At 49.6% G+C, this 20,100-nt stretch carries 16 protein-coding genes and 1 pseudogene; 15 read left to right on the forward strand and 2 right to left on the reverse strand.

Annotation, left to right across the window (positions count from 1 at the left end; all coding sequences use genetic code 11):
* Nucleotides 1-24: 24 nt before the first annotated feature.
* On the forward strand, nt 25-4,773 hold the full coding sequence (locus K3T83_RS42645; RefSeq protein ID WP_220209239.1) for a P-loop domain-containing protein: 4,749 nt from the start codon (nt 25-27) through the stop codon (nt 4,771-4,773).
* Between the two features lie 283 nt (nt 4,774-5,056).
* Here the strand turns inward: K3T83_RS42645 and K3T83_RS42650 are convergent, their stop codons facing one another.
* Nucleotides 5,057-5,506 carry a hypothetical protein gene (locus K3T83_RS42650; RefSeq protein WP_220209240.1) on the reverse strand — a complete coding sequence of 150 codons (450 nt, stop codon included), beginning with the start codon at nt 5,504-5,506 and terminating at the stop codon, nt 5,057-5,059.
* Nucleotides 5,507-5,714: 208 nt separating this feature from the next.
* On the reverse strand, nt 5,715-6,965 hold the full coding sequence (locus tag K3T83_RS42655; protein WP_220209241.1) for a pentapeptide repeat-containing protein: 1,251 nt from the start codon (nt 6,963-6,965) through the stop codon (nt 5,715-5,717).
* 1,022 nt (nt 6,966-7,987) lie between these two features.
* Here K3T83_RS42655 and K3T83_RS42660 point away from each other — a divergent pair.
* The 14 genes and pseudogenes from K3T83_RS42660 (at nt 7,988) to K3T83_RS42725 (ending at nt 20,083) form a co-directional block, all read left to right on the forward strand.
* A complete protein-coding gene (locus K3T83_RS42660) occupies nt 7,988-8,719 on the forward strand; it encodes a GntR family transcriptional regulator (RefSeq protein WP_220209242.1) in 732 nt (243 codons plus the stop codon).
* Nucleotides 8,720-8,997: 278 nt separating this feature from the next.
* Nucleotides 8,998-9,300, forward strand: a complete 303-nt coding sequence (locus K3T83_RS42665) for a DUF5348 domain-containing protein (protein WP_220209243.1) — start codon at nt 8,998-9,000, stop codon at nt 9,298-9,300.
* A gap of 46 nt (nt 9,301-9,346) precedes the next feature.
* Complete coding sequence (locus tag K3T83_RS42670; RefSeq protein WP_220209244.1) at nt 9,347-9,550, forward strand: hypothetical protein; 204 nt, start codon at nt 9,347-9,349, stop codon at nt 9,548-9,550.
* Nucleotides 9,551-9,640: 90 nt separating this feature from the next.
* A complete protein-coding gene (locus K3T83_RS42675; RefSeq protein ID WP_220209245.1) occupies nt 9,641-10,072 on the forward strand; it encodes a hypothetical protein in 432 nt (143 codons plus the stop codon).
* A 32-nt stretch (nt 10,073-10,104) separates the two neighbouring features.
* Entirely contained in the window at nt 10,105-10,914 is an 810-nt protein-coding gene (locus K3T83_RS42680) for a hypothetical protein (RefSeq protein WP_220209246.1), read from the forward strand.
* A gap of 455 nt (nt 10,915-11,369) precedes the next feature.
* Nucleotides 11,370-11,687, forward strand: a complete 318-nt coding sequence (locus tag K3T83_RS42685; protein WP_220209247.1) for a hypothetical protein — start codon at nt 11,370-11,372, stop codon at nt 11,685-11,687.
* Nucleotides 11,688-12,349: 662 nt separating this feature from the next.
* Nucleotides 12,350-12,796, forward strand: coding sequence for a hypothetical protein (locus tag K3T83_RS42690; RefSeq protein ID WP_220209248.1), 447 nt, complete (start codon nt 12,350-12,352; stop codon nt 12,794-12,796).
* Between the two features lie 3 nt (nt 12,797-12,799).
* On the forward strand, nt 12,800-13,564 hold the full coding sequence (locus K3T83_RS42695; RefSeq protein ID WP_220209249.1) for a glycosyltransferase family 2 protein: 765 nt from the start codon (nt 12,800-12,802) through the stop codon (nt 13,562-13,564).
* A gap of 93 nt (nt 13,565-13,657) precedes the next feature.
* Nucleotides 13,658-14,722 (forward strand): annotated as a pseudogene (locus K3T83_RS42700) (glycosyltransferase family 4 protein); the annotation flags it as partial.
* A 113-nt stretch (nt 14,723-14,835) separates the two neighbouring features.
* Complete coding sequence (locus K3T83_RS42705; protein ID WP_236065194.1) at nt 14,836-15,552, forward strand: polysaccharide deacetylase family protein; 717 nt, start codon at nt 14,836-14,838, stop codon at nt 15,550-15,552.
* Nucleotides 15,549-16,637, forward strand: coding sequence for a glycosyltransferase family 4 protein (locus K3T83_RS42710; RefSeq protein ID WP_220209251.1), 1,089 nt, complete (start codon nt 15,549-15,551; stop codon nt 16,635-16,637). Before K3T83_RS42705 ends, K3T83_RS42710 begins: the two co-directional genes overlap by 4 nt.
* The gene (locus K3T83_RS42715) at nt 16,625-17,290 is read left to right on the forward strand and encodes a glycosyltransferase family 4 protein (RefSeq protein ID WP_220209252.1); all 666 of its coding nucleotides are present in this window, start codon (nt 16,625-16,627) and stop codon (nt 17,288-17,290) included. Before K3T83_RS42710 ends, K3T83_RS42715 begins: the two co-directional genes overlap by 13 nt.
* Nucleotides 17,290-17,745: a glycosyltransferase family 4 protein gene (locus K3T83_RS42720; RefSeq protein ID WP_220211157.1), complete on the forward strand. Its 456-nt coding sequence runs from the start codon at nt 17,290-17,292 to the stop codon at nt 17,743-17,745. Before K3T83_RS42715 ends, K3T83_RS42720 begins: the two co-directional genes overlap by 1 nt.
* Entirely contained in the window at nt 17,732-20,083 is a 2,352-nt protein-coding gene (locus K3T83_RS42725) for a DUF2206 domain-containing protein (RefSeq protein WP_220209253.1), read from the forward strand. Before K3T83_RS42720 ends, K3T83_RS42725 begins: the two co-directional genes overlap by 14 nt.
* Nucleotides 20,084-20,100: the final 17 nt, after the last annotated feature.

Raw genomic sequence — 20,100 nt, forward strand, 5'->3', positions numbered from 1 at the left:
AGTTTGACTATTCTGTGTAAGAAGATGGTACAGAACATCAGAAAATATGTTTTCGATTTTAGCCACTACATTACAGAGCGAACCCAGAATTTTGCTGCTCGCGAATGGGTCTTCAGCACTATCGATGACTGGCTTGCTAATTTGGATAGATCGCGTTTCTTTCTCCTTGAAGGTGAGCCAGGCAGTGGGAAAACAGCAATCGCGGCCAGATTATGCCAAATCTCGCAAGGAGCAATTCCTCAACAACACTTGACAGCTCTCACAAAAAGTTCCATAAGTGCTATTCATTTCTGCAATGCTCGTGATATGTCATCGATTGATCCATTTGCTTTTGTGAATTCAATTGCCACCCAACTCGCAAATTGCTATCCTGCCTATCTCAATCTATTGAATAGTCAGCGTAAGGAGCAGCAAATTTACGTTAACGTGCGGCAAAATGTACAACAAATCGTGAATGGGCAAGCAGTAGGGGTAATCATCAATGTTAATGCTCCAGCCCCAGAAACTGCTTTTAATCGCATTGTGCTAGAACCTCTTGAAGTCTTGTTTAGAACAAGATCAGAAAAACAAGTTGTTATTCTCGTCGATGCTCTAGATGAGGCTCTCACCTATAGTGGAATGTCAAACATCGTTGCTTTGCTCGCGCATACTGACGGGCTATCACCTCACGTGCGTTTCATCCTAACTACGCGTCCTGAAGAACAAGTGGTGCGTAAATTTATAGATGTAAGAAAAGTTTCAATTTCCATTCCACATGATCAACGTTGTCGAGAAGATATCAGTCAATACGTGCAAATGAGGCTAAGAAATGATCCGCTATTAGCAGTGAAAGTTGAACAAGCAGATCATGATCAAGTGGCTCAATTGATTGAGGTACTGCCACTCAAGGCTGAAGGCAATTTCCAATTTGTTCGCTTCCTGCTCGACAGCATGGCAAAAGGTCAACGCGGATTAATGGAATTGAAGGGGCTACCGACAGGTCTAGGCTGGTTGTACTTCGACTCACTAATACGCGTGGTTGAAGCCAAGAGACGCGACTGGTTCGTCAATTACCGCCCACTGCTGGGAATTCTTTCAATAGCACAAGAGAGTTTGACAGCAGCTCAATTGCAAGCTTTTACCTCACAACAGGAGGGAACTATTTGGCAATATCTCGGTGACCTCCAACAGTTTCTCGAAGAGATAACATCCCAGGATGAGCATGGAGATATCGTAAGAAGATACTGCCTCTTTCATGAGTCGTTTAGCGATTTTCTGCACACCCAATATTTTATTATGAATGGTGTACAGGTACGAAACACTTTTTTTCTTTCGAAAATCGAATGGCATGAGATTCTAGTAGATTGCTGTGAAGGGAATGCCATAACAACTATTTGGGAGGACGCCCAACATCAGCCTCTTGAGCAGGGGAGAAGAGAATATGCACGTCGGCATTATATTACCCATCTGTATCAATCACAAAAATGGCAACGGCTCTTTGCAGTACTGGATGAAGGCACCTACGGGCGTAAGAAATTGATGCGCGACTCTAGCATGCACTCGTATGCTCAGGACCTCGATCTCGGTCGGCAAGCAGCAGCGAGTAAAACACGGACAACAGAAGAAGACATCGTATTTCTTCCTTACATATGGCGATATACCGTCCTACGATGTGGCTTGACAAGTCGAGCTAATCAGTATCCACCGCAAGCATTTCAGTTACTCTTGCTTTTAAACCAAGAGTCAAAGGCTATAGGTCTGGCAAATTTACAGACCCAACCAGACATCAGAGCACGAGCTCTGATGTACATCGCGGATTACCTCGTGATCCAGCCTGGGCGCGAGCAAGAGGGACTTCAAACATATAAAAGTGCGTGGGAAACAGCACTTTCGATGGAAAATACTGATGAAAAGAGGATGATTTTACGGGAGTTAGCACAAGTATGGACGAAAAAGCGGCAGTGGGACTGTGTAGAGGCCATCATTCAATCGATAGAGTCTGAAGGTACGAGAGTTGATGTGCTGAGCGAGTTCATAACGGCATTAGTGAACGAGCAACAATGGGAACGCACAGAAGCAATTCTCCAGGCAGCGAAAAGTAGTGATGAGGGAACTACTGTATTATGTAAACTTAATGAGGCATTTATAAAAGAACGACAGTGGGATCGTGCTGAAGAAGCTATCCAGGCGATGCAAGACAACTTTGAAAAAGCTACGGCATCACGTGATTTGGCAGTAGCGCTTGTATCATTTCAGCAGTGGGAGCGAGCAAAACATATAGTCCATTCTATAAGAGAGCCTGATGAGCGTGCAAAAGCACTTTGTGCTTTGGGAGGAGCCTTCGCTCAAGAACAGCAATATGAATCGGCTCAATTACTTTGGCTGGAAGCCGAAGCGATTATCAGCACGTTAGAGGATGATCTTAGAGCATGGCCATTGCGCGTACTGGCAGAAGTTCTTATCAAAGAACAGCAATGGGAACGTGCGGAGACGATTATTCAGACCATAGACGAAGACGAGTGGGATGAGAAAGACATGGCGTTACACGAACTTGTAGAGGCTCTTATCAAAGAACAGCAATGGGAACGTGCTGAAACAATTATTCAGACCATAGACGAGTGGGATGAGAAAGCGAAGACTTTGAGTCAATTAGCAGGAGCGTTGTATCAGGCGGGACAGTGGAGCAGATCGGAGATAATCTGGAGCGCAGCGGAGCAAACAGCTAATATGGTTTCGGAACTGGCCGAGAAATCAATGGTATCAGTGGCGCTAGCCGAGATGTTTACTCGCACAGGACAACAGGAGCGTGCCAAAGAGTGGTGGATGAAGGCGAAGGAGGAGATCAGAAGAATGAATGAAGGCGAAAACAAAAGGTATGTGTTAAGGAAATTACGGAAAGCACTGATCAAGGCAAGACAGTGGAATCAGGCAGAAGATGCGATTTTGATGATAGAGGAATATGATGAAAGACATGGAGCTTTGCAGGTCTTAGCGATGACATTGATCAAGGCACAACTGTGGGAACAAGCGGAAGAGGTCATTTGGAAGATAGAGGATTACTATGAGAGAGCAGGTCTGTTACGAGAACAGGGGAGAGCTCTAGCCCAAGTACAACTTTTAGAAAGTGCTAAAGAAAGATGGAAAGAGGCGAGATCAGAGATCCAGGCAATAAAGTATCACTTTTGGAAAGCAAAAGCTCTCTGTGAACTGGGAATTGTGTTTGCTCAAGCCCAGATGTGGATAGAGGCGAAGCTAGCGATGGAGGATGCCGAGAAGGAGGTCTACTTCATAGAAGGGAAAGACCGGAGGAGACCTGAGATCTTGCGTGAGATAGCAAAAATATTAGCTCAAGCGCAGCAATGGGAAAGAACTGAAATACTCATTCGAAGAATTGAAGATACTTTCTGGCAAGCATGTGGATGGCATGATCTAGCGAAAGCACTGATCAAGGCTAAACACTGGCAGCAGGCCAAGAGGGCAATTTCTATGATAGAAGATAGTAACCAAAAAGTACAAGCATGGCATCTGCTTGGGATAACACAGGCTCAAACGCATCTCAAAAAACAGGCGAAAGAAAGTTTCAAGGAAGCAGAGAAAATTGCCCGGAACATCGAGAACCTCGATCAAAGAGCTGATGTGTTACGGGAAATAGAACTGGGATTTGCCCAATTACAGCAATGGAGATTCTTTTTAATCACTTCTAAATACATAAAATATTATTTTAAGAAAAATACTATTTTACATAAAATAATGGCAAAAATGATAAAATCACGACAACGAAAGTATGCTGAAGCTATTATGCGTACAATAGAGGATTCTGATGAGCAAGATGGGGCATTGGAGACGCTTGCGATAAGGCTTATACAAACGCACCAATGGAAATGTGCCGAAGCAGTGATCTACAAGATACGAGGAAACTCTGCGAGAGCAGAGGGATTGTGTAAGTTAGCACTAGTATTTGCTCAGACACAGCACTGGGAATATGCTGAAGCAAGATGGAGTCAAGCACAAACAATCATCAAGAGAATAGAGGAGCCTGAGAAAAGAGCGCAGATGCTACATGTAATGGTAACGACACTTATTAAAGCACAACAATGGAAGAGGGCTCGGGCAGCTATCCGCTTAATCGAGAGAAACGAGGAAAGCTTCTTGGCCTGGTATGAGTTAGGAGAAGCCTTATTTCAGGCCCAGCAACAAGAACTAGCTCATTCTGCCTGGGTTGAAGCGGGAGTAATTGCCTCTAAGATGGCTTCTAAGTGGGATTGGAAACTTCATACTCTAGCAGGAACATTAATCAAAGCGAAGCAGTGGGAACATGCTGAGTCCATCATTCAGAAGATTGAGGACCATGATAAAAGAGCGGAGATGCTACGCATGTTAGTTGAGGCATACGCTCAGTCACACCAATGGGAGCAAGCAGAGACAATTATTCGCATGATAGAGAAAAATGACGAAAAAATCCGGGCATTATGTGCCCTAGGGACGGCTTTGTTTCAAGGGATGCAACAAGAGCGGGCCGAGGTGATTTGGGAGGAAGCAGAGACGATAGCACATTCGATCACCCCTTACTATAGCAGAGCCTGGGATCTTCGATGCGTCGTAGAAGCACGATGTGCTGCGGGCAAGTGGCAGCAAGCACTGAATTTAGTACAACTATCATGGATGCAAGCGGAGACCAGCGAAGAAGCAATTTCTCTTTTTCCACTCGCCTTACGCTTTGTTTCTATAAAGCCTGAGCTAGGTACTACGCTTGGCGAAGCATTTACCTGGGCGAACAAATTCCTAGAAGGTTAGATATTATTATCAACGTAATTGGTCATATGAATGATGGAGTAGAATTGGCTCAGATTGTTTTTTGGTGAAGGCGATCACACTTCCAACGGGAAGTATGTCGTGCCAAAGAACGGTTGAGGCATCGCCAGTCCATCCTTTGCCAGTATTTCGCCCATGCGGGCTGTTTCCTTTAGTTTTCTCGGTTCAGATCAATATAATGAGAAAAGTGGTAGTCTACTGAACTATAGTATATTTACAGTAAAACCTCTCCATTGGCTCTGGTAAATCCTCTCCTTCATAAAGATTACCCCTGTTGTGCTGGGGGATATTTCTTTTTGAACTCTATGAGTGCCTGATTGAACTCCTCGGTGGTCACGCCAGTATAGGTCACTTTGTTGATCGCTCCGGTTTTTGGATCAACGGCGTTCAAGACCATCACACCATCTTTAATGGTGCCATTGGAGGTGATCTTTTTCCCCAGAGGATCAGTCGTAACCGTGATCTTCTCACCGTCCTGATGTCCTGTAAGCGTCCCAGTAAAAGGGGTCAATTTCCCGTTAATAGGTACCAGAAAGCTCCAAGTGACACTAATGGTTTTATCATCATTCACGGTCCACGTCATATACCGAACACCATCATCACTCACGCGCATATACCCATCAGGGGCAGGATTTGAGGCAAGCGGTGTCTGACATGCCGCCAATATCCATACCAGCCTCACGAGAAATAAAAGTGATACACATGTTTTCTTCATGAGAACGTCCTTCATTTTAATATATAGTAGCTCTCCTGTGAATCGGAACGAGCAGTTTTCATAAATGTAACACATGTGCAAAGAGGGTGTTAGCAAGTTGATAAGCACATAATAAGTTCAGCTTACTCGAAGGCGGCGATTGCTAGATGGTCCAGCATCGTGTATCGTATGGCAATCTCAGACGACTTATCAATCAGCCAATCAACTCTTACGAATTCTCGTCAGGACGGTCCTGAGCAGGGACTACTGCACTGTTTTCATCGACATGGGAAGGTGGTGCATTTTCTTGAGGGGATAGAACCGATGAAGTCTGCTGGTTGTTGTTTTGCGACGGCGAGGTAGATGTGATAACTGACAGAGATACATTGGTTGTGAGGTCTTTATCAATGATGGCACCTTTGGCTTTGCAGGCTTCAAGTTGCTCTTTGGTAAGTCCTTTGACTTTGCGCAAGTTGGTATCTTCTAGACAATAAGCACAATCAAGGTCAGCCCCGCCGAGGTTGGCCCCCTGAAAGTTGGCTTCTCGGAGGTTAGCTCCCTGGAGATTGGCTCCCTGGAGATTGGCACTTCTGAGATCTGCTTGCGAAAGATGTGCCTCACTCAAATCTACACCAACCAGATTTGCCTTGTAAAGATTTGTCTTCATAAGAATGGCCTCTTTCAAATCTGCTTGAGCAAGATTTGCTTTGTACAGAGCCGCCTCGCTCAAGTCCGTTCTGCGAAGTGCTGCATTCCGCAGAGACGCTTCAGGAAGCCAGACCTGTCGCAGGTCTGCCTGGGTAAGGTGGGCATTATCTAATTGGATACACGATGCATCAAGGAACTGAGGAGACTGTTTGAGCTTCTTGCGAGCAAGGGGGAATGATTCCTTGAACACCATGACGAGTGCTTGACTGAGCGAAGTAAGAGGTTCAGGCACAGCAGGATCGAGGTATCGGAGTCGCAAATTGGCAACGGCCAGATCAAAGGTTTGGGTATAAAACTGTTCGTAACCCGGACGCAGAAAGGTCCGCAAGAGAATGGCGGCACCGACTTTGGCTCCTTCCTTCTCGTTTCCTAGCCCTGTGACAGCAGCTTGGAAACGCTCTTCTGCTCTTTTTTCCAGTTCGGTACGCTGGTCTTTGCGCCAGCGCCACAGACCAACGAGTGCGCCAATGACAATCACGAGGGTTGAGAGAAAACTGGAGAGGATCGTCGCGACGTTATTCCAGAGCCAATTGCCTAATGTGTGCTGCTGACCAGCGATCTCGCCGTCGAGCTTCTCTTTCTCTAGAGCGGTCTTAGTGGCATCTTCTGTCGGCGTTGCCTGCGCTGTAACCGAGCCTTTCGTGGCTGATCCTGACGCTCTTTCCCGCACAGTTGCCGCTGATACAGGAACCCATGTCATGAGTACTAAAAGCAGCAGCATGCCAGCAACAGTGATACCGACTTTCCACAGGACGCACGTTCGCCGATCCATAGGTACAGCCTCCACACGATGATCAACATTCCAGAATGTACTCTTACGTCAAAAACGCGAGAGAAGAGACTTTCTTGCACATACGTTGAAACCTATATTGCTAACCAGTATTCTTGCTTTTAGAGGTTAGATCTACTATAATGAGGATCACTTGTGGATAAGGCATTTTGATAAGTCCTGATAAGTGAGTGACAATGGCGTAGACTAGAAAGCGATACAAGAAGACTACAAGGCTAGAGTCAGTATACGTGCTTTAGCTGCTTCGTACCGCGTTCCTCAATCCACTATCGAGAGCCGGAAGAAAGCTGAGTCCTGGTCTCGGACATCGGACATGGGGCTGGTCCAGTTGCAGCTTGTCAGAATGGAGGCTCCCTCTCCTGCCGATGCCTAGTCGTGACCCATGTTCATGCAGTGCCCTGCCTGTGACGCGAGGCGAGCGCGGGGCAGGGTGGCTCGTGGTGGACGCCGAGACAGGCTGTCACTCCAGAACAAACAGCAGGAAGAGCAGAGAGAGCGCAAAACGATCAGCGCGAAGCAAGAGGAATGCCCAGGATGGCTCACTCGCTGGAAGATCACGCAAGAGATTGCTGAAGCGCGACACAGTGAGAAAATTTCTCAATGTGCTTGGTTTCGCCTCACTATATGCACCGACGTTTGATCTTTCAGGAGGAATGTGTCACCTCTCTTAACGTCTGCGTAAAAATGACCAGGATCGACAGCATATCTCCTTCTTTGCCATCGGGAGGGGAGGGATTGCAATCGGCGGCCAGAAGCGATGCCGCATGTGCTTGGTAAGCTCGTCATCCCAAGTGAGTTCTGTTGGGGCAAATTACATCGGCGCTGACACTTCTTGCAAGATATCAGGATAGGGGACTCTCCATCGCGTCGTGACCTTGTCTCCAAAAGCACGCGGGAGGGGTGGGTTTTCTCCCTGTGAATGATGCTTCCCCTTCCATTTCTATGTCATCTTGTCGTACAATACGATTGTCAGGCAAGTTTCATTGAAAGGATGTGATCCACGTATGTCTTCTTCCCTTTCCACGAGCGGCGCAACCCCTTTTACGATTGCCCACATCGCCGCTCCTGTACGTTCGCAGGTCGAACAGCAGTTACGTCAAGCCATCACGAGCGGGCACTTTCTCCCTGGGGACCGGCTCATTGAGCGAGAACTGTGCGCGCAGCTTGGCGTGAGCCGAACTTCGCTGCGTGAAGCCCTGCGGCAGCTGGAAAGCGATGGTCTCGTCACGAACATCCCACACAAAGGGATGGTGGTCGCTTCCATGACTCCGCAGGAGGCCCAGGAGGTGTATCAACTCCGTGCGGTCGTGGAGGGCCTGGCAGGGCGGCTGTTTGCTGAGCAAGCGACAGATGAACTGCGAACACACCTCTCGACAGCCATGCATGAGATTGAAGCTGCCTTGCAGGAGGGAATCCTGGAGGATCTTGTGGTCGCCAAAGACCGCTTTTACCAGATCTTGCTGTCTGGCTGTGGAAATCGTCGAGCCACGATCTTCTTGCAATCGTTGCATGACCGTATTGCCTCCTTACGGAGGTTGACGCTGGCGCAACCTGGACGAGCACAAGAGAGCGTGGTGGAGATGCACCGCATTCTTGAGGCCATTCTGGCGCGGGACGGACAGGCCGCCTGCCGTGCGTGTATCACCCATGTGGAGCAAGCGCAGGCATGTGCTGCTCTCCTGCTCACGCAAGCAGGACGTGGTGGAAAGTCGCAGGGAAAGAACAAAACCTCGTAGAGAAGGAGCACACACCACGATGAAGGCAGAGGTATGTACCGCCAATGAGAGCGAGAGAGCAGTGCTTAGTTAGGCTCTTGAGAGGGAGGAGGACGCCGCGTGCTCTGCTCTGGGGCAAGGAACGGTGAGACATCCCTGGATCACGGCGAGAATGGAAACGAGAAGCCGGACTACAGAGCCGCCTCAGTTAAGCTGTCGGATCGAACAGGCAACGGCCATCCTGGTGACGCTGGATTCGCTGCGAGAGGCAGAGGGAGAAAGAAAGGCGGAGAAGAACGATGAAACAAGCAGGACATCTTGAGGCGCTGAGCGACCTTGTTTCCTCTGTGGACCCTGGGCACGCTTACGTCGGTATCCAGGCAAAACAGATCACCTGGCCTTGCCTCCTACTCAATGGACAGCTGGTGAGCGATGGCGATCACCTCTCCATTCTGGTCATTGATAGCTGGGTGGTGGGAGAGGTGCGACAGGACCAACACGGTTGGTATTTGTTGACCCCTGCGCGGGTGGGGATTCGCCTCTCGGCTGGACTAACTGCCAGGTTCGAGTGGGAGGAAGAGGAGGAAGCAAGAGAGTCATAGGTAAATCGTCATACTAGCGGTGCTCTGATGCACCTGGAGGAACCTCATGTGGCTTGATGAAGCGAAGATTGCGGTGTGGAAGGCAGGCGAAGTCGTGCCTGCCGGGGGCTATGTGCGGATTGACACCCGTTCCTACCGCCTGATTACCTTGGAGCAGGAAGGACCGTTACCAGCCTCCTTTGACGGGCAGGTCGCACTCTATCGGGCCGTCGCACTCGCACATCAAGGTCGGGGCAAGCGACAGGAATAGCGGCCATGAGGAGGGGCGGGAAGCCGGTGAAGAGATCATCGTCAAAGGCTTGTGTGAATAACAAAGAGCAGTTCAAGAGGACGAGCCTCGATGGGCAAACCAGTCGAAAAGCTCCAAGTCGAATATGCTACGCTCCAAGTAGCACAACTCCCGCACCGCACCGTCATTCAAGCTATTGAGTCGGAGGCGGAGCGAATCCTGCTACAATCAGGCGGAATGGTGCGAAGAAATGGGGAGGGGTATCTCTACGAAGAGTACCTGGACAGTGGCTTTCCTCCTCTGGTGATCTACTGGCCTGCCCAGACCCGTTTCGTGTATGTGGCACCATGTGAGCAGGAGGATCGCTTCGTGATTTTTCTGGTTGCCATCCTGCCTGGGCTTCAAGCAGAACTGCACCTGACCTACGATTATCGTCCCTGGAATCCACTTCACGGCCCGTTCGAGGAGTTTTTTACGCTGCGGGTGGCCCAGGTGCATATCTTTATCGAAAGAGAGGCAGGGGATGAGAGTCAATCTTCATGATATTCAAGAAGAGGTGCAGAGAGGCGTGTACCGTGATCACTACGGTGAAGCCCATGCTGTTGAAGATCGAGGCTCACGCTCTCGGCAGGGATTCGCGTGCCATCTGTGTATCCTGGGCAAGCAAGGGAGCGGCGCTCTCTGATCGCGGGTATGTTGCCCCGAATCTCCGTGCGCTATGCGTAGCGCTGAGTATCGACGAGCAGGAGGTGCGCTGGCAGTCAAGCCTCCAGGAGCAAGAGCCAGATGGCTCTATCCTTTTTCTCTTCTTTGGAGAGAGAAGAGACCAGCATCGTTGTCTTGCGATGGGAGCGTGCCCATCCCACACGGGCATGCACCAACACGGTGCGTGTCTCTCGCGGAAAAGGAGACGGAAAAATCATGCTCGTACCTGTCCGATGGCATCTTATGCTGATTGGGTACTCGAACGCGTCGATCATCTGGGGCAAATAGACCTCGTGTTGTGGCTTCAAATGATGGTCGTGACGGCAGGTATGCTCTGGTGTCTGGCTCTGGCTCTCACCATGTTCGCCGGAGGATGGTATGCCTCCACCCGTCCAGATCCCGATGCTGACCGCACCATCAGGCGTGTGGCTCGCATGCTCTCTGATCAGATGTTCTCGCTGATAGCGAGAACCCAAATCCTTCAGATGAGAGTGCCCAGAAGCCAAGGAGATGGAGCAATGGATCAGCAAGAAGCAGAACGCCTGGTTGCTGCCACCCAACGATTGCATGTCGCCTGGCTCCAGGTGGATGGGATCGTGTGCCATAGAGAAAACGTGAACGTCACAGGTGGACAAGGATCTCAGGACTACGCGCCAGGGAATGACATGCTGGGGGTATAACCAGAACGGAGAAGAAGAGGACCACACTGGAGTGACCCTTCCCAGGCTCAGGTGATGGCTGCGCTTTTTGCTGCGCTTCCCTTGCTGAGGCAAGCTTTGTACACTGCGGCGAGTGTCAAATAAGGATGTGTTCGCATGGGAGAGCCTTTTTCGGTAGAATAGTGAGTAAAATGCTTTTCAGGATATTGCTAAGAGGACATTATGAAATTCCATGATTCCACTGACTCTCACTCTCTCAGTGAAGCATGCCACGATCTGCACATTCATCGAAGCAAGCTCTTGGAAGATCGTCTCAAGCTCTTACATGAAAGACAAGGATTGCTAGAACAACGGATGCTTCTCTTGGAGCAAGTACAAACGCTCATCGCTCGATTGAGATATTACCAACAGTGGCTTCTTGAACAACGACACCACTGGAAACAGTGAGAGACCTCTCGTCACCAACATTGTATTGAATGAAAGAAGCCAGTTCTCACCTCGGTAGGGAAGATAGCGCACGGAGCCTCCATATTGCCCTTGATGGTCCGCATCCTCTCCTGTGGCAGCGCGACCACCACCTCTCCGGTGCAGTGAGAGAGGGGGAAAACGGCAAGCGCCATGACCCTCCCTGCCCATTAGCCCCGTCCTCGTTTCACTCCCTCAAACCCACTGCCAATCACAGTCGTTCAATGATGCAGGCAACCCCTTGTCCGACAGCAGAGAATGTCACGTCGTTGCCCATCGAGGAGATCCATGAGGTACTCCCTCATCTCAAGGAACTACTTGCCGTGTAGTAGAGAGAGGTATGAGGCGATCCTCTGTTCCGTTCGTGCCAGAAACGTTTTTGCCAAAGCCGAGGATCGCCTTCACTGCCTCGATCCGTTGGGTGAAGCACATTGTCTGTCTATGGTCACGCTTTCTGCTGAGAAGCTCTTGCAGCGCAAACCCTTCCGTTCGCTGCTGGCTGAATGCTCCTCTTTCGTCGACCTTTGTCTCCGTACGACTCGTTTTCTCCCCTTTTTCTGCTTGCCTTCTTCAAACCACCCTATTCCTTGTGCTTACCTCTTTGCGCATCCCGTGGGACAGACGTATTCAAGAAGACAAAGGACAATCACGAAAAGATCTGTTTCATTTCTATATATATACATGTATAAATATATAGATCAAATAGTTAATGAATCGACACTTATTTAATTCAAATTTTACTAAAATTCAACCATATTGTTGCTTTTTTCCCTTCCCAAAAAGGGTCTCATACGGCATACTACGTGTGTCATATGAATTGGCATAAGGCAATAGATCAAAGAGCAGGATATATTTGCACTTTCCATGTGGTGCAAAAAGAACAGGTAAGGTAGTAGAGGATACCTTCTCATGCCGCAAAGATCGTTCAGACGCTCTCAAATAGGGAGATCCCTGCTCGCTGAAGCTCTAGGAAAGGTTTTTGAGAGAGAGTATGATTCAACACGTGTTGTTTAGATGCGCTCCTCTACTCGTAGGAACAATACTCTTCGTAGGAATACTGCTTCTTTTTACTGGAGAGAACGCAGCACTGCGCCAGACACTTCTCGCCCATGCACTGCTTCCTCAATCTGAAGAGACGACGGAACTGTACTTCGATGCTCCAGAGCAGTTACCTCCATCTGTATCAGCGCATCAGGCTCTTCATTTTACCTTTGTTATCCATAACCTTGAAACTATCGATTATCAATATACCTATGCCGTCATGGTCGTGAGAGGTGATACGCAGTCTCTTCTCGATCATGGCACACTTGTTGTAAAAAACGGTCAATACGCTTTCATGGGAGAGCAAGTTGCCCTCAAGGATGTTACGCACAAGCAACAGATCGTCGTGGCGTTACTCAACAAAAAGCAGTCCATTGATTTTTGGGTAGGGAGATAAGTCATGCACAAAAAAACTGTCACCGTCTTGATTCCGTGTCATAATGAGGAACAAGGGATCGCAAAAGTTCTTGACCGCATCCCCTCTCATCTGCTCAGGCGTGCAGGTTTTGAAACTGAGGTGCTTGTCGTTGATAACAATTCCTCTGATCGGACCTCATCTGTGGCAAAAAGTAGAGAGGCACAGGTTGTGTTTGAACCTGTCAAAGGCAAAGGGAATGCAGTTCGCAAGGCATTTAGTTGTCTTGGAACAGAACCAGGGTATGTCGTGATGCTTGATGGAGATAATACCTACGATGCTGGAGAAATGCTCCGACTCCTGGAACCCCTTATGGCTGGTTTTTGTGATGTTGTGGTTGGCTCGCGGCTCAATGGGAAAATCACGAAACATGCGCTCAAAACACAAAATCGTCTGGTCAACACGGCCTATACCTCATTAGTTCGGGGGTTTTATGGCACTCCCATCACTGATGTTCTTAGCGGCTATTTTGCCTGGCGCAAAGATGTCGTACTCGCACTGCGAGAGCATTTATGTGCAGACGATTTTCGTATTGAGATGGAAATGATTACAAAATTGGCAAAATTGCACTACTCAATGTATTCTGTTCCCATTTCTTACTCCAGACGTGAAGGCGAAACAAAAATCGTTCCCGTCAAGGATGGACTCAAGATTCTTTCCACTTTTTCGCGCAACTTATTCTGGTCTCCTTCTTACAAAGAGGTGGCGATCCTTCAGGAGAGAGAACACAAGGAACCCCTCTTCATTTAACAATGGCGCTGTCCGCTCTTCAATGGAGAGGGGCTGGTTGTCCTGCCGTTGTTGACAAGCGAACTCTTCCATTTTCAAGAGAGAAAGAAAGGAATGAAGGTGGCACATTTCCAAGATACTCAAAGCACGCTCACGCCATTGCTTTCGGTGACGATTGTTGTTACCTATGCTCATCCATATATTGGATCGGGTTTGGGTGTGGTGGCGGTTTCCCAGGCGGAAACGCTGGCCTCCCAGGGCCATCAGGTGACTCTGATTAGCAGTAATATTCCGCGAACCTCGCAGCGATTTGAGCACAACCATGTCACGTATCTCAAAGTGCCAGCAGTCGCATGGCTGGAACGGTTCCATATCCCAGTCCCGTTTCTGTTCTTCGACCAGCATGCTCTTCGAGCGATACAACGCGCTGATGTCGTTCATATTCACGATATGCTCTATCCTTCTTCTCTGCTTGCCGCGCTCATTGCCAAGCTCTATCGGAAACGCGTGGTGTTGACACAGCATGTTCCCCATGTGTACTATGCCAGTCCCATCGTGAATCTGATAGAGATGCTGGCCGAGGCAACGGTTGGGAGGGCAACCTTGCGGGCCAGTGATGTGGTCCTGGTTCTCACTGAGGACGTGTACACATGGATGAAACAGTATAAAGATGAGGTTTATTGTTTGCCCAATGGAGTGGACTTCACTCGATTTCATCCGCCTGGACCCCAGGAAAAGCAGACCATTCGTCACCGTTACCGCCTGCCAGCAGAAAAATTTCTCGTCCTGTTTGTCGGCAGATTCGTTCCTAAAAAGGGGTTTGATGTCCTCTATCGCGCCAAAGATCCGGCGTATCTCCTGGTATTTGTTGGTGGAGGGAACATCCCAGAGACGCTCCACTCAGATGAGGAAGTCAGGATTCTTGGACCCCTGCCCCCAGAAGAGGTTGCCTTGCTTTATCAAGCAAGCGATGCCTTTATTTTGCCGTCCTATGGAGAGGGGTTTCCTCTCTCTCTTCAGGAAGCGATGGCGACGGGGTTGCCAATCATCACTAGCAAAGCAAACAGGCTCGATCAGACGCTTGTTCATCCTTTGATTCGTTCCATTGGCGTCACCGCACCCGAAATACGCTCAGCCATCAAAGAGATTCAGGGCAATCCCGTGTTACAGCAGGACATGAGCCAGTACGCTCAGACCGTCGCGACACAGCATTTTTCCTGGCAGACCAATAGCGCAAAGCTGGTCGAGGTGTATCGTCGCAAGCCTGAAACGACACAGACCCCCCACGCGTCGTGGTCACAACCAGTTGGGATGATGGACACCGGTTTGATACCCGGCTGGCCGCCTTGCTCAAACACTATGGTCTCACAGGCACCTTTTATGTCTGTCCACACGATCAGGAGTGGAAGCGGCAGGAATTATTGCATCCAGAGGAGCTGCGTGCGATTGCCGACGACTTTGAGATTGGCGGCCATACCATGACGCATCCTCACCTGACACGGATACCCCTTGCGCAGGCCAGCGATGAAATTGAGCGGTCGAAACGCTATTTAGAAGATGTGCTGCAACGGGACATTACTGCCTTTTGCTATCCCTATGGGCACTATAACAGCCAGGTGAAACGGCTGGTCCAGCAGCACGGATACATGCTTGCCAGAACCACGCGCCGCTATGCCTTTGATGTACCTCATGATCCGTTCGAGATGGCAACGAGCTTTCATACTTATGCGCATTATTCTGATCTCCCGACGATCTTTCGGTTCTCCCACTGGTCGCTGGCTCAGATGAAAACCTATTGGGACTGGGAACAGCTTGCTATCGCGCTCTTTGAGCGCACCTGTCAGCAGGGAGGTCTCTTTCACCTGTGGGGCCATTCCTGGGAACTGGAGAAAACGAACGGGTGGCAGAAGCTCGAACGGGTGCTGGCCTACATTGCGACCATGTCACATGTGGTCCACCAGACGAATACCGAAGCGCTGACAACCTTGCAACGAAAGGTGCATCTATGAAAATACTCCTGGTGACCTCGCATTTCCCTCCCTCAGTTGGAGGAGTTGAACACTATACGTTCCATCTGGCCTCTGGACTCCAGCAGACCTATCAGGATACGGTGGTGGTGGTGACTACGGATGTCCATGCGACAACCCAGATCGTGGAGATGTATCAGGGTCTCAAAGTCTATCGCCTCCCGGTCATGTTCCAGATCTCTCACACGCCTGTTCATCTGTGGTGGTACTTTGCCCTCAAAAAGATTATGCACAAGGAACGGCCAGATGCAATCAATGCACATCAGCCTGTCATGGGTTTAGGAGATGTAGCAGCGTGGGCTGCGGGGGATATTCCCTTTGTCCTCACCTATCATGCTGGCACGATGAAGAAACAGCGCTTTCTGATGGATGTGTTCATTGGCATGTATGAAACATTGGTGCTCCCCTCTACCGCTCGCAAAGCCACTCATATTGTGTGTGTATCTCGTTTTGTGCAAAAAAGTGTGTTTCGGCAGTATGCTGCGAAAACGACGATTATCCCGCCGGGTGTCACTAGCGCTCTCTACCGGCCTGATCTTAGCAAAACAAGAGCCGAACGCCGTGTCCTCTTTATTGCACGCCATAAAAATATGTATTACATGAAGGGTCTCTCCTATCTCATCGAGGCCATCCACCTGCTCAACGATGTCACCTTACGTGTGATCGGGGAAAAAGCTGAGGTTGGGAACGCGCATGTAGAATTTGTGGGGGTAAAGCAGGGGGAGGCGCTTGTTGAGGAAATGCAGCAAGCAAGCGTGCTTGTGTTGCCATCCCTTGCCCATATGGAAAGCTTTGGCATGGTGCTCATTGAAGCTATGGCCTGCCAGACCCCTGTGATCGGCACCACTATTGGCGGCATTCCTGAAGTCATTGACGATAGGGTCGATGGCCTGGTTGTCCCGGCAAAAGATGCTCGCGCTTTGGCTCAGGCTATCTCCTATATGCTTGAGCATCCAGAGGATGCCCGGCGTATGGGAGAGGCTGGGGCAGCAAAAGTGGCAGCGCGTTTTACCTGGGAGAGCTGTGTCGAACGAACAAAGAAAGTAGTGACCTCATGCATCAAGTAACATCTGACAAGCCAGAGATTGTCCACGTCATTGCCTATTATCCTCCTCATCTTGGCGGCATGGAAAATTGTGCCGCCCATCTCGCAGATGGATGTGTGGAGCGAGGATACCGCGTCTCTGTCTATACCTCAGATCGCGGGTACTCCCGCCAGACGGCTCTGCACTCAAAAGTGCAGGTTCATTATCTCAAGGCATGGGAATGGGCACATACGCCTATCATCTTCACGCTGGTGTTCCATCTCCTGGCGCTGCCACGTCGTACGCTGATCCACTTGCATATCTCTCAGGCATTTGCCCCAGAAGTGGTCTATCTGGTCTCCAAGCTTCGGGGCATTCCCTATGTGGCTCATATGCACCTGGATGTCGATCCGTCCGGTCCGTTCGGTTTTCTGCTTGGACCATATAAGCGTCTCTTTCTCAAACGGGTCTTACACGCTGCTGCAAAAGTCATTTGCCTGTCCGAGCCCCAGCAACAGCTCATTGCCAAGAAATATCATTTGTCGCCAGAAGCGATAGCGGTGATCCCCAATGGGGTGGCAGGCGAGTATTTTGTCGGGGCCAAAGCGGAGGAAAATGCAGTGCCACGGCTCCTGTTTGTCGGGCGTCTCTCCCCCAAAAAAATCTCTCGCTCTTCATCGAGGCGGTTGCACTGATGAGAGAGCGTGCGTGTGTGGATATCGTGGGAGATGGCGAGGAGCGAGCAGCTCTTGAGGCACTCCTTGGACAGTATCATCTCCAGCAAGTCGTGCTGCATGGAAAACAAACCGGGTCAGAGCTGCTTGCCTTCTACCGATCCGCAGATATCTTCGTGCTTCCCTCGTTGAAAGAGGGCGTTTCCCTCGCGATGCTTGAAGCGCTTGCGGCTGGCCTGCCCGTTGTCGCTTCTGATCGGCCAGAGATTCGCCAGTTTTTGGGGGAGTGTGGTCTGCTCATCGAGAACCCGACTGCTAGTGCGTATGCTCAGGTGTTGGATCTGCTGGTACGCGATCAGGAGAGGAGGAAACATCTGAGCACGCTTGCGGTCCGAAAAGCCCGCACGTATTCCTGGCAGAGTATGCTTGCTGCCATTGACCATGTGTATGAGGAGCTTGTCCATGAGTATCAGTAAAAACGCGCTGTTTGCTTTGTTCGGAGGATGTGCGACACTCAGCTTGCTGTTCAATGCAGCCCATCTGCACGTATGGTATATTCCCATCTGTCTGGCATGCTTTACGTATCTCCTTTTGCCAGGGATACTGCTCTCGCTTATCTTGCGTATCTCTGCGCTCTCGTTTTGGGAACATCTTCTCTTCGTGGTCGGGTTGAGCATTGCCTTTTTGGAGTTTGGGGGATTGCTCATCAATGTCCTCGGACCAGCCTTTGGCGTGAACGATCCACTCGCCTTTGATACTTTGCTCAGTGGTTTTGCGCTCTTGACAACCTTGTTGCTTGCGGTTGCCTGGGTGAGAACCCCGCCTGATGCGATCCACATCCAGCTTGCCATTCCCTCGTCTACCGTGCAGGTCTTGTTTCTGGTTCCAGTCTTCTTGCCCCTGCTTGCAGCGGAAGGAGCTATTCTCCTCAACAACGGAGAGAGTAATATGCTGACCCTCATCCTGCTGGGAACGATTGCCTGTTATAGCCTGCTGCTGGTTCTCCTGCGTCACAAAATACCACTCTCACTCTATCCCTTCACACTCTTTTTCATCGGGATGGCCTTGCTTTTTACGACCTCTCTGCGCAGTTGGTATATCTCTGGGCACGATATCGAAAGAGAAATGTACGTATTCCAGCTCACCAATACCCACCATTTTTGGAACATGGCCTGGTATCGGGATGCCTATAACGCCTGCCTGAGCATTACCATTCTACCGACGATTCTCACCAATCTGCTCCCGCTCCAGGATATGTATGTCTTTAAGGTCATCTTCCAAATCATCTTTGCCTTCGCGCCAGTAGCCGTGTTTTTTATTATCAATACCTACACGAAGCCCGTGATCGCCTTTCTCTCCGCCTTCTTTTTTCTGTCGTTTCCCACCTTTTTTAACGATATGCCGATGCTCAATCGTCAGGAGATTGGCTTTCTCTTCTTTGGCCTGGCCCTCTATATGATGGTTAAGCGCAACTGGAAACGGCAATTTTATGTGCGGGAGACAGTGCTAGTTGAAGAACTCTCTTTGCCAATGAGGAGAATCCTCTTTGGGATCTGTATTCTAGGCGTGGTCGTTTCTCACTATTCGACCAATTTTGTCGATGTTATTCTCGTCACGTTTGTCTATGTCGGCAATCGTCTCCTCTCCCTGTCTGCTGTCAAACGGGTGCTTGTGCGTCTTGTGAGGAAATCGCGTCTGCCTGTCCAAACGACGTTTGCCAACAAAGCGTTTCTCAATCTGCCCCTGCTCATCTTGCTCGTGGGAGGTACCTATGCTTGGAATAGCCTGTATACTCAGTCATCAGACCACGCGGGTTCCGTCGCGGCAGAAGTGGTGAGCAGTTTGCTGCTCACGTCGAGAAATACCAGGTCAAGCGATCTCTCCTACAGCATATTCTTTGCGACCAAATCTGATCCCAAAGCGCAATTACAGGATTACATCCAGGGCATTGTCCAGTCGGCACGAGCAGGACAGGGCGGCACGACATCTCAATTCTATAGTCCCGCGCTCACCGGCACGTATCCGGTCGTTCCCATGCAGCAGGAGATACTCGCCCCAACCCCGCTCGGAGAACTCCTTGAGTCATTCCACGTGCCAGTCTTTGCGCTTCAGTCATCGTTACGATCACTCTCAGCAACGGGTATGCAACTGTTTGTGGTGCTTGGGCTGTGCGTGATCCTCTTCTCGAAACACAAACGGCTCTTTGATGTGCAGTATATGTTGCTATGTGTAGGAGCCGTTTTTTTGCTCATCCTTGAGATACTGCTGCCTGCACTTTCTGTAGAGTATGGACTCCTACGCATGTTTCTCCAGTTTCTTTTTCTCTTTTCGCTGCCCATTGTGTTGAGTGTGCAAAGCCTGTTTTTTTTCCTCAAGGACCATCAGCGAATCTTGTGTACAGGCATCGTCGCGGTGCTGTTTTTTCTGAATTTGACAGGAGTTGTTTCCCATCTCACGGGCAACTATTATCCTCAGTTGCCTCTGGATAATGCTGGCTTATATTACGACGCCTATTACGTTCATACGTCCGATGTGCTGGCAATCACCTGGCTCGTGCATCACAATCCCAACCATGATCCTGTCGAGGCGGATCTCTCAGGAACCAATAAGTTGCTCACCTATGGAGGGATCGAAGCTTTCAACGAAATTTTTCCCCAGGTGATTCACAAAAATGCCTATGTCTATCAAGAAATTTCCAGCCGTATGGTGGTCTCTATTGATCGCGATGTATTGATTTATAACTCGTCGAAGCCTTTTTTAGATGAGAATAAAAACCTGATCTATAGTAACGGGCGCAATAACATCTACCGCTAGCCGGTGTTCACGCTTCC

This window comes from Reticulibacter mediterranei (assembly GCF_016587455.1).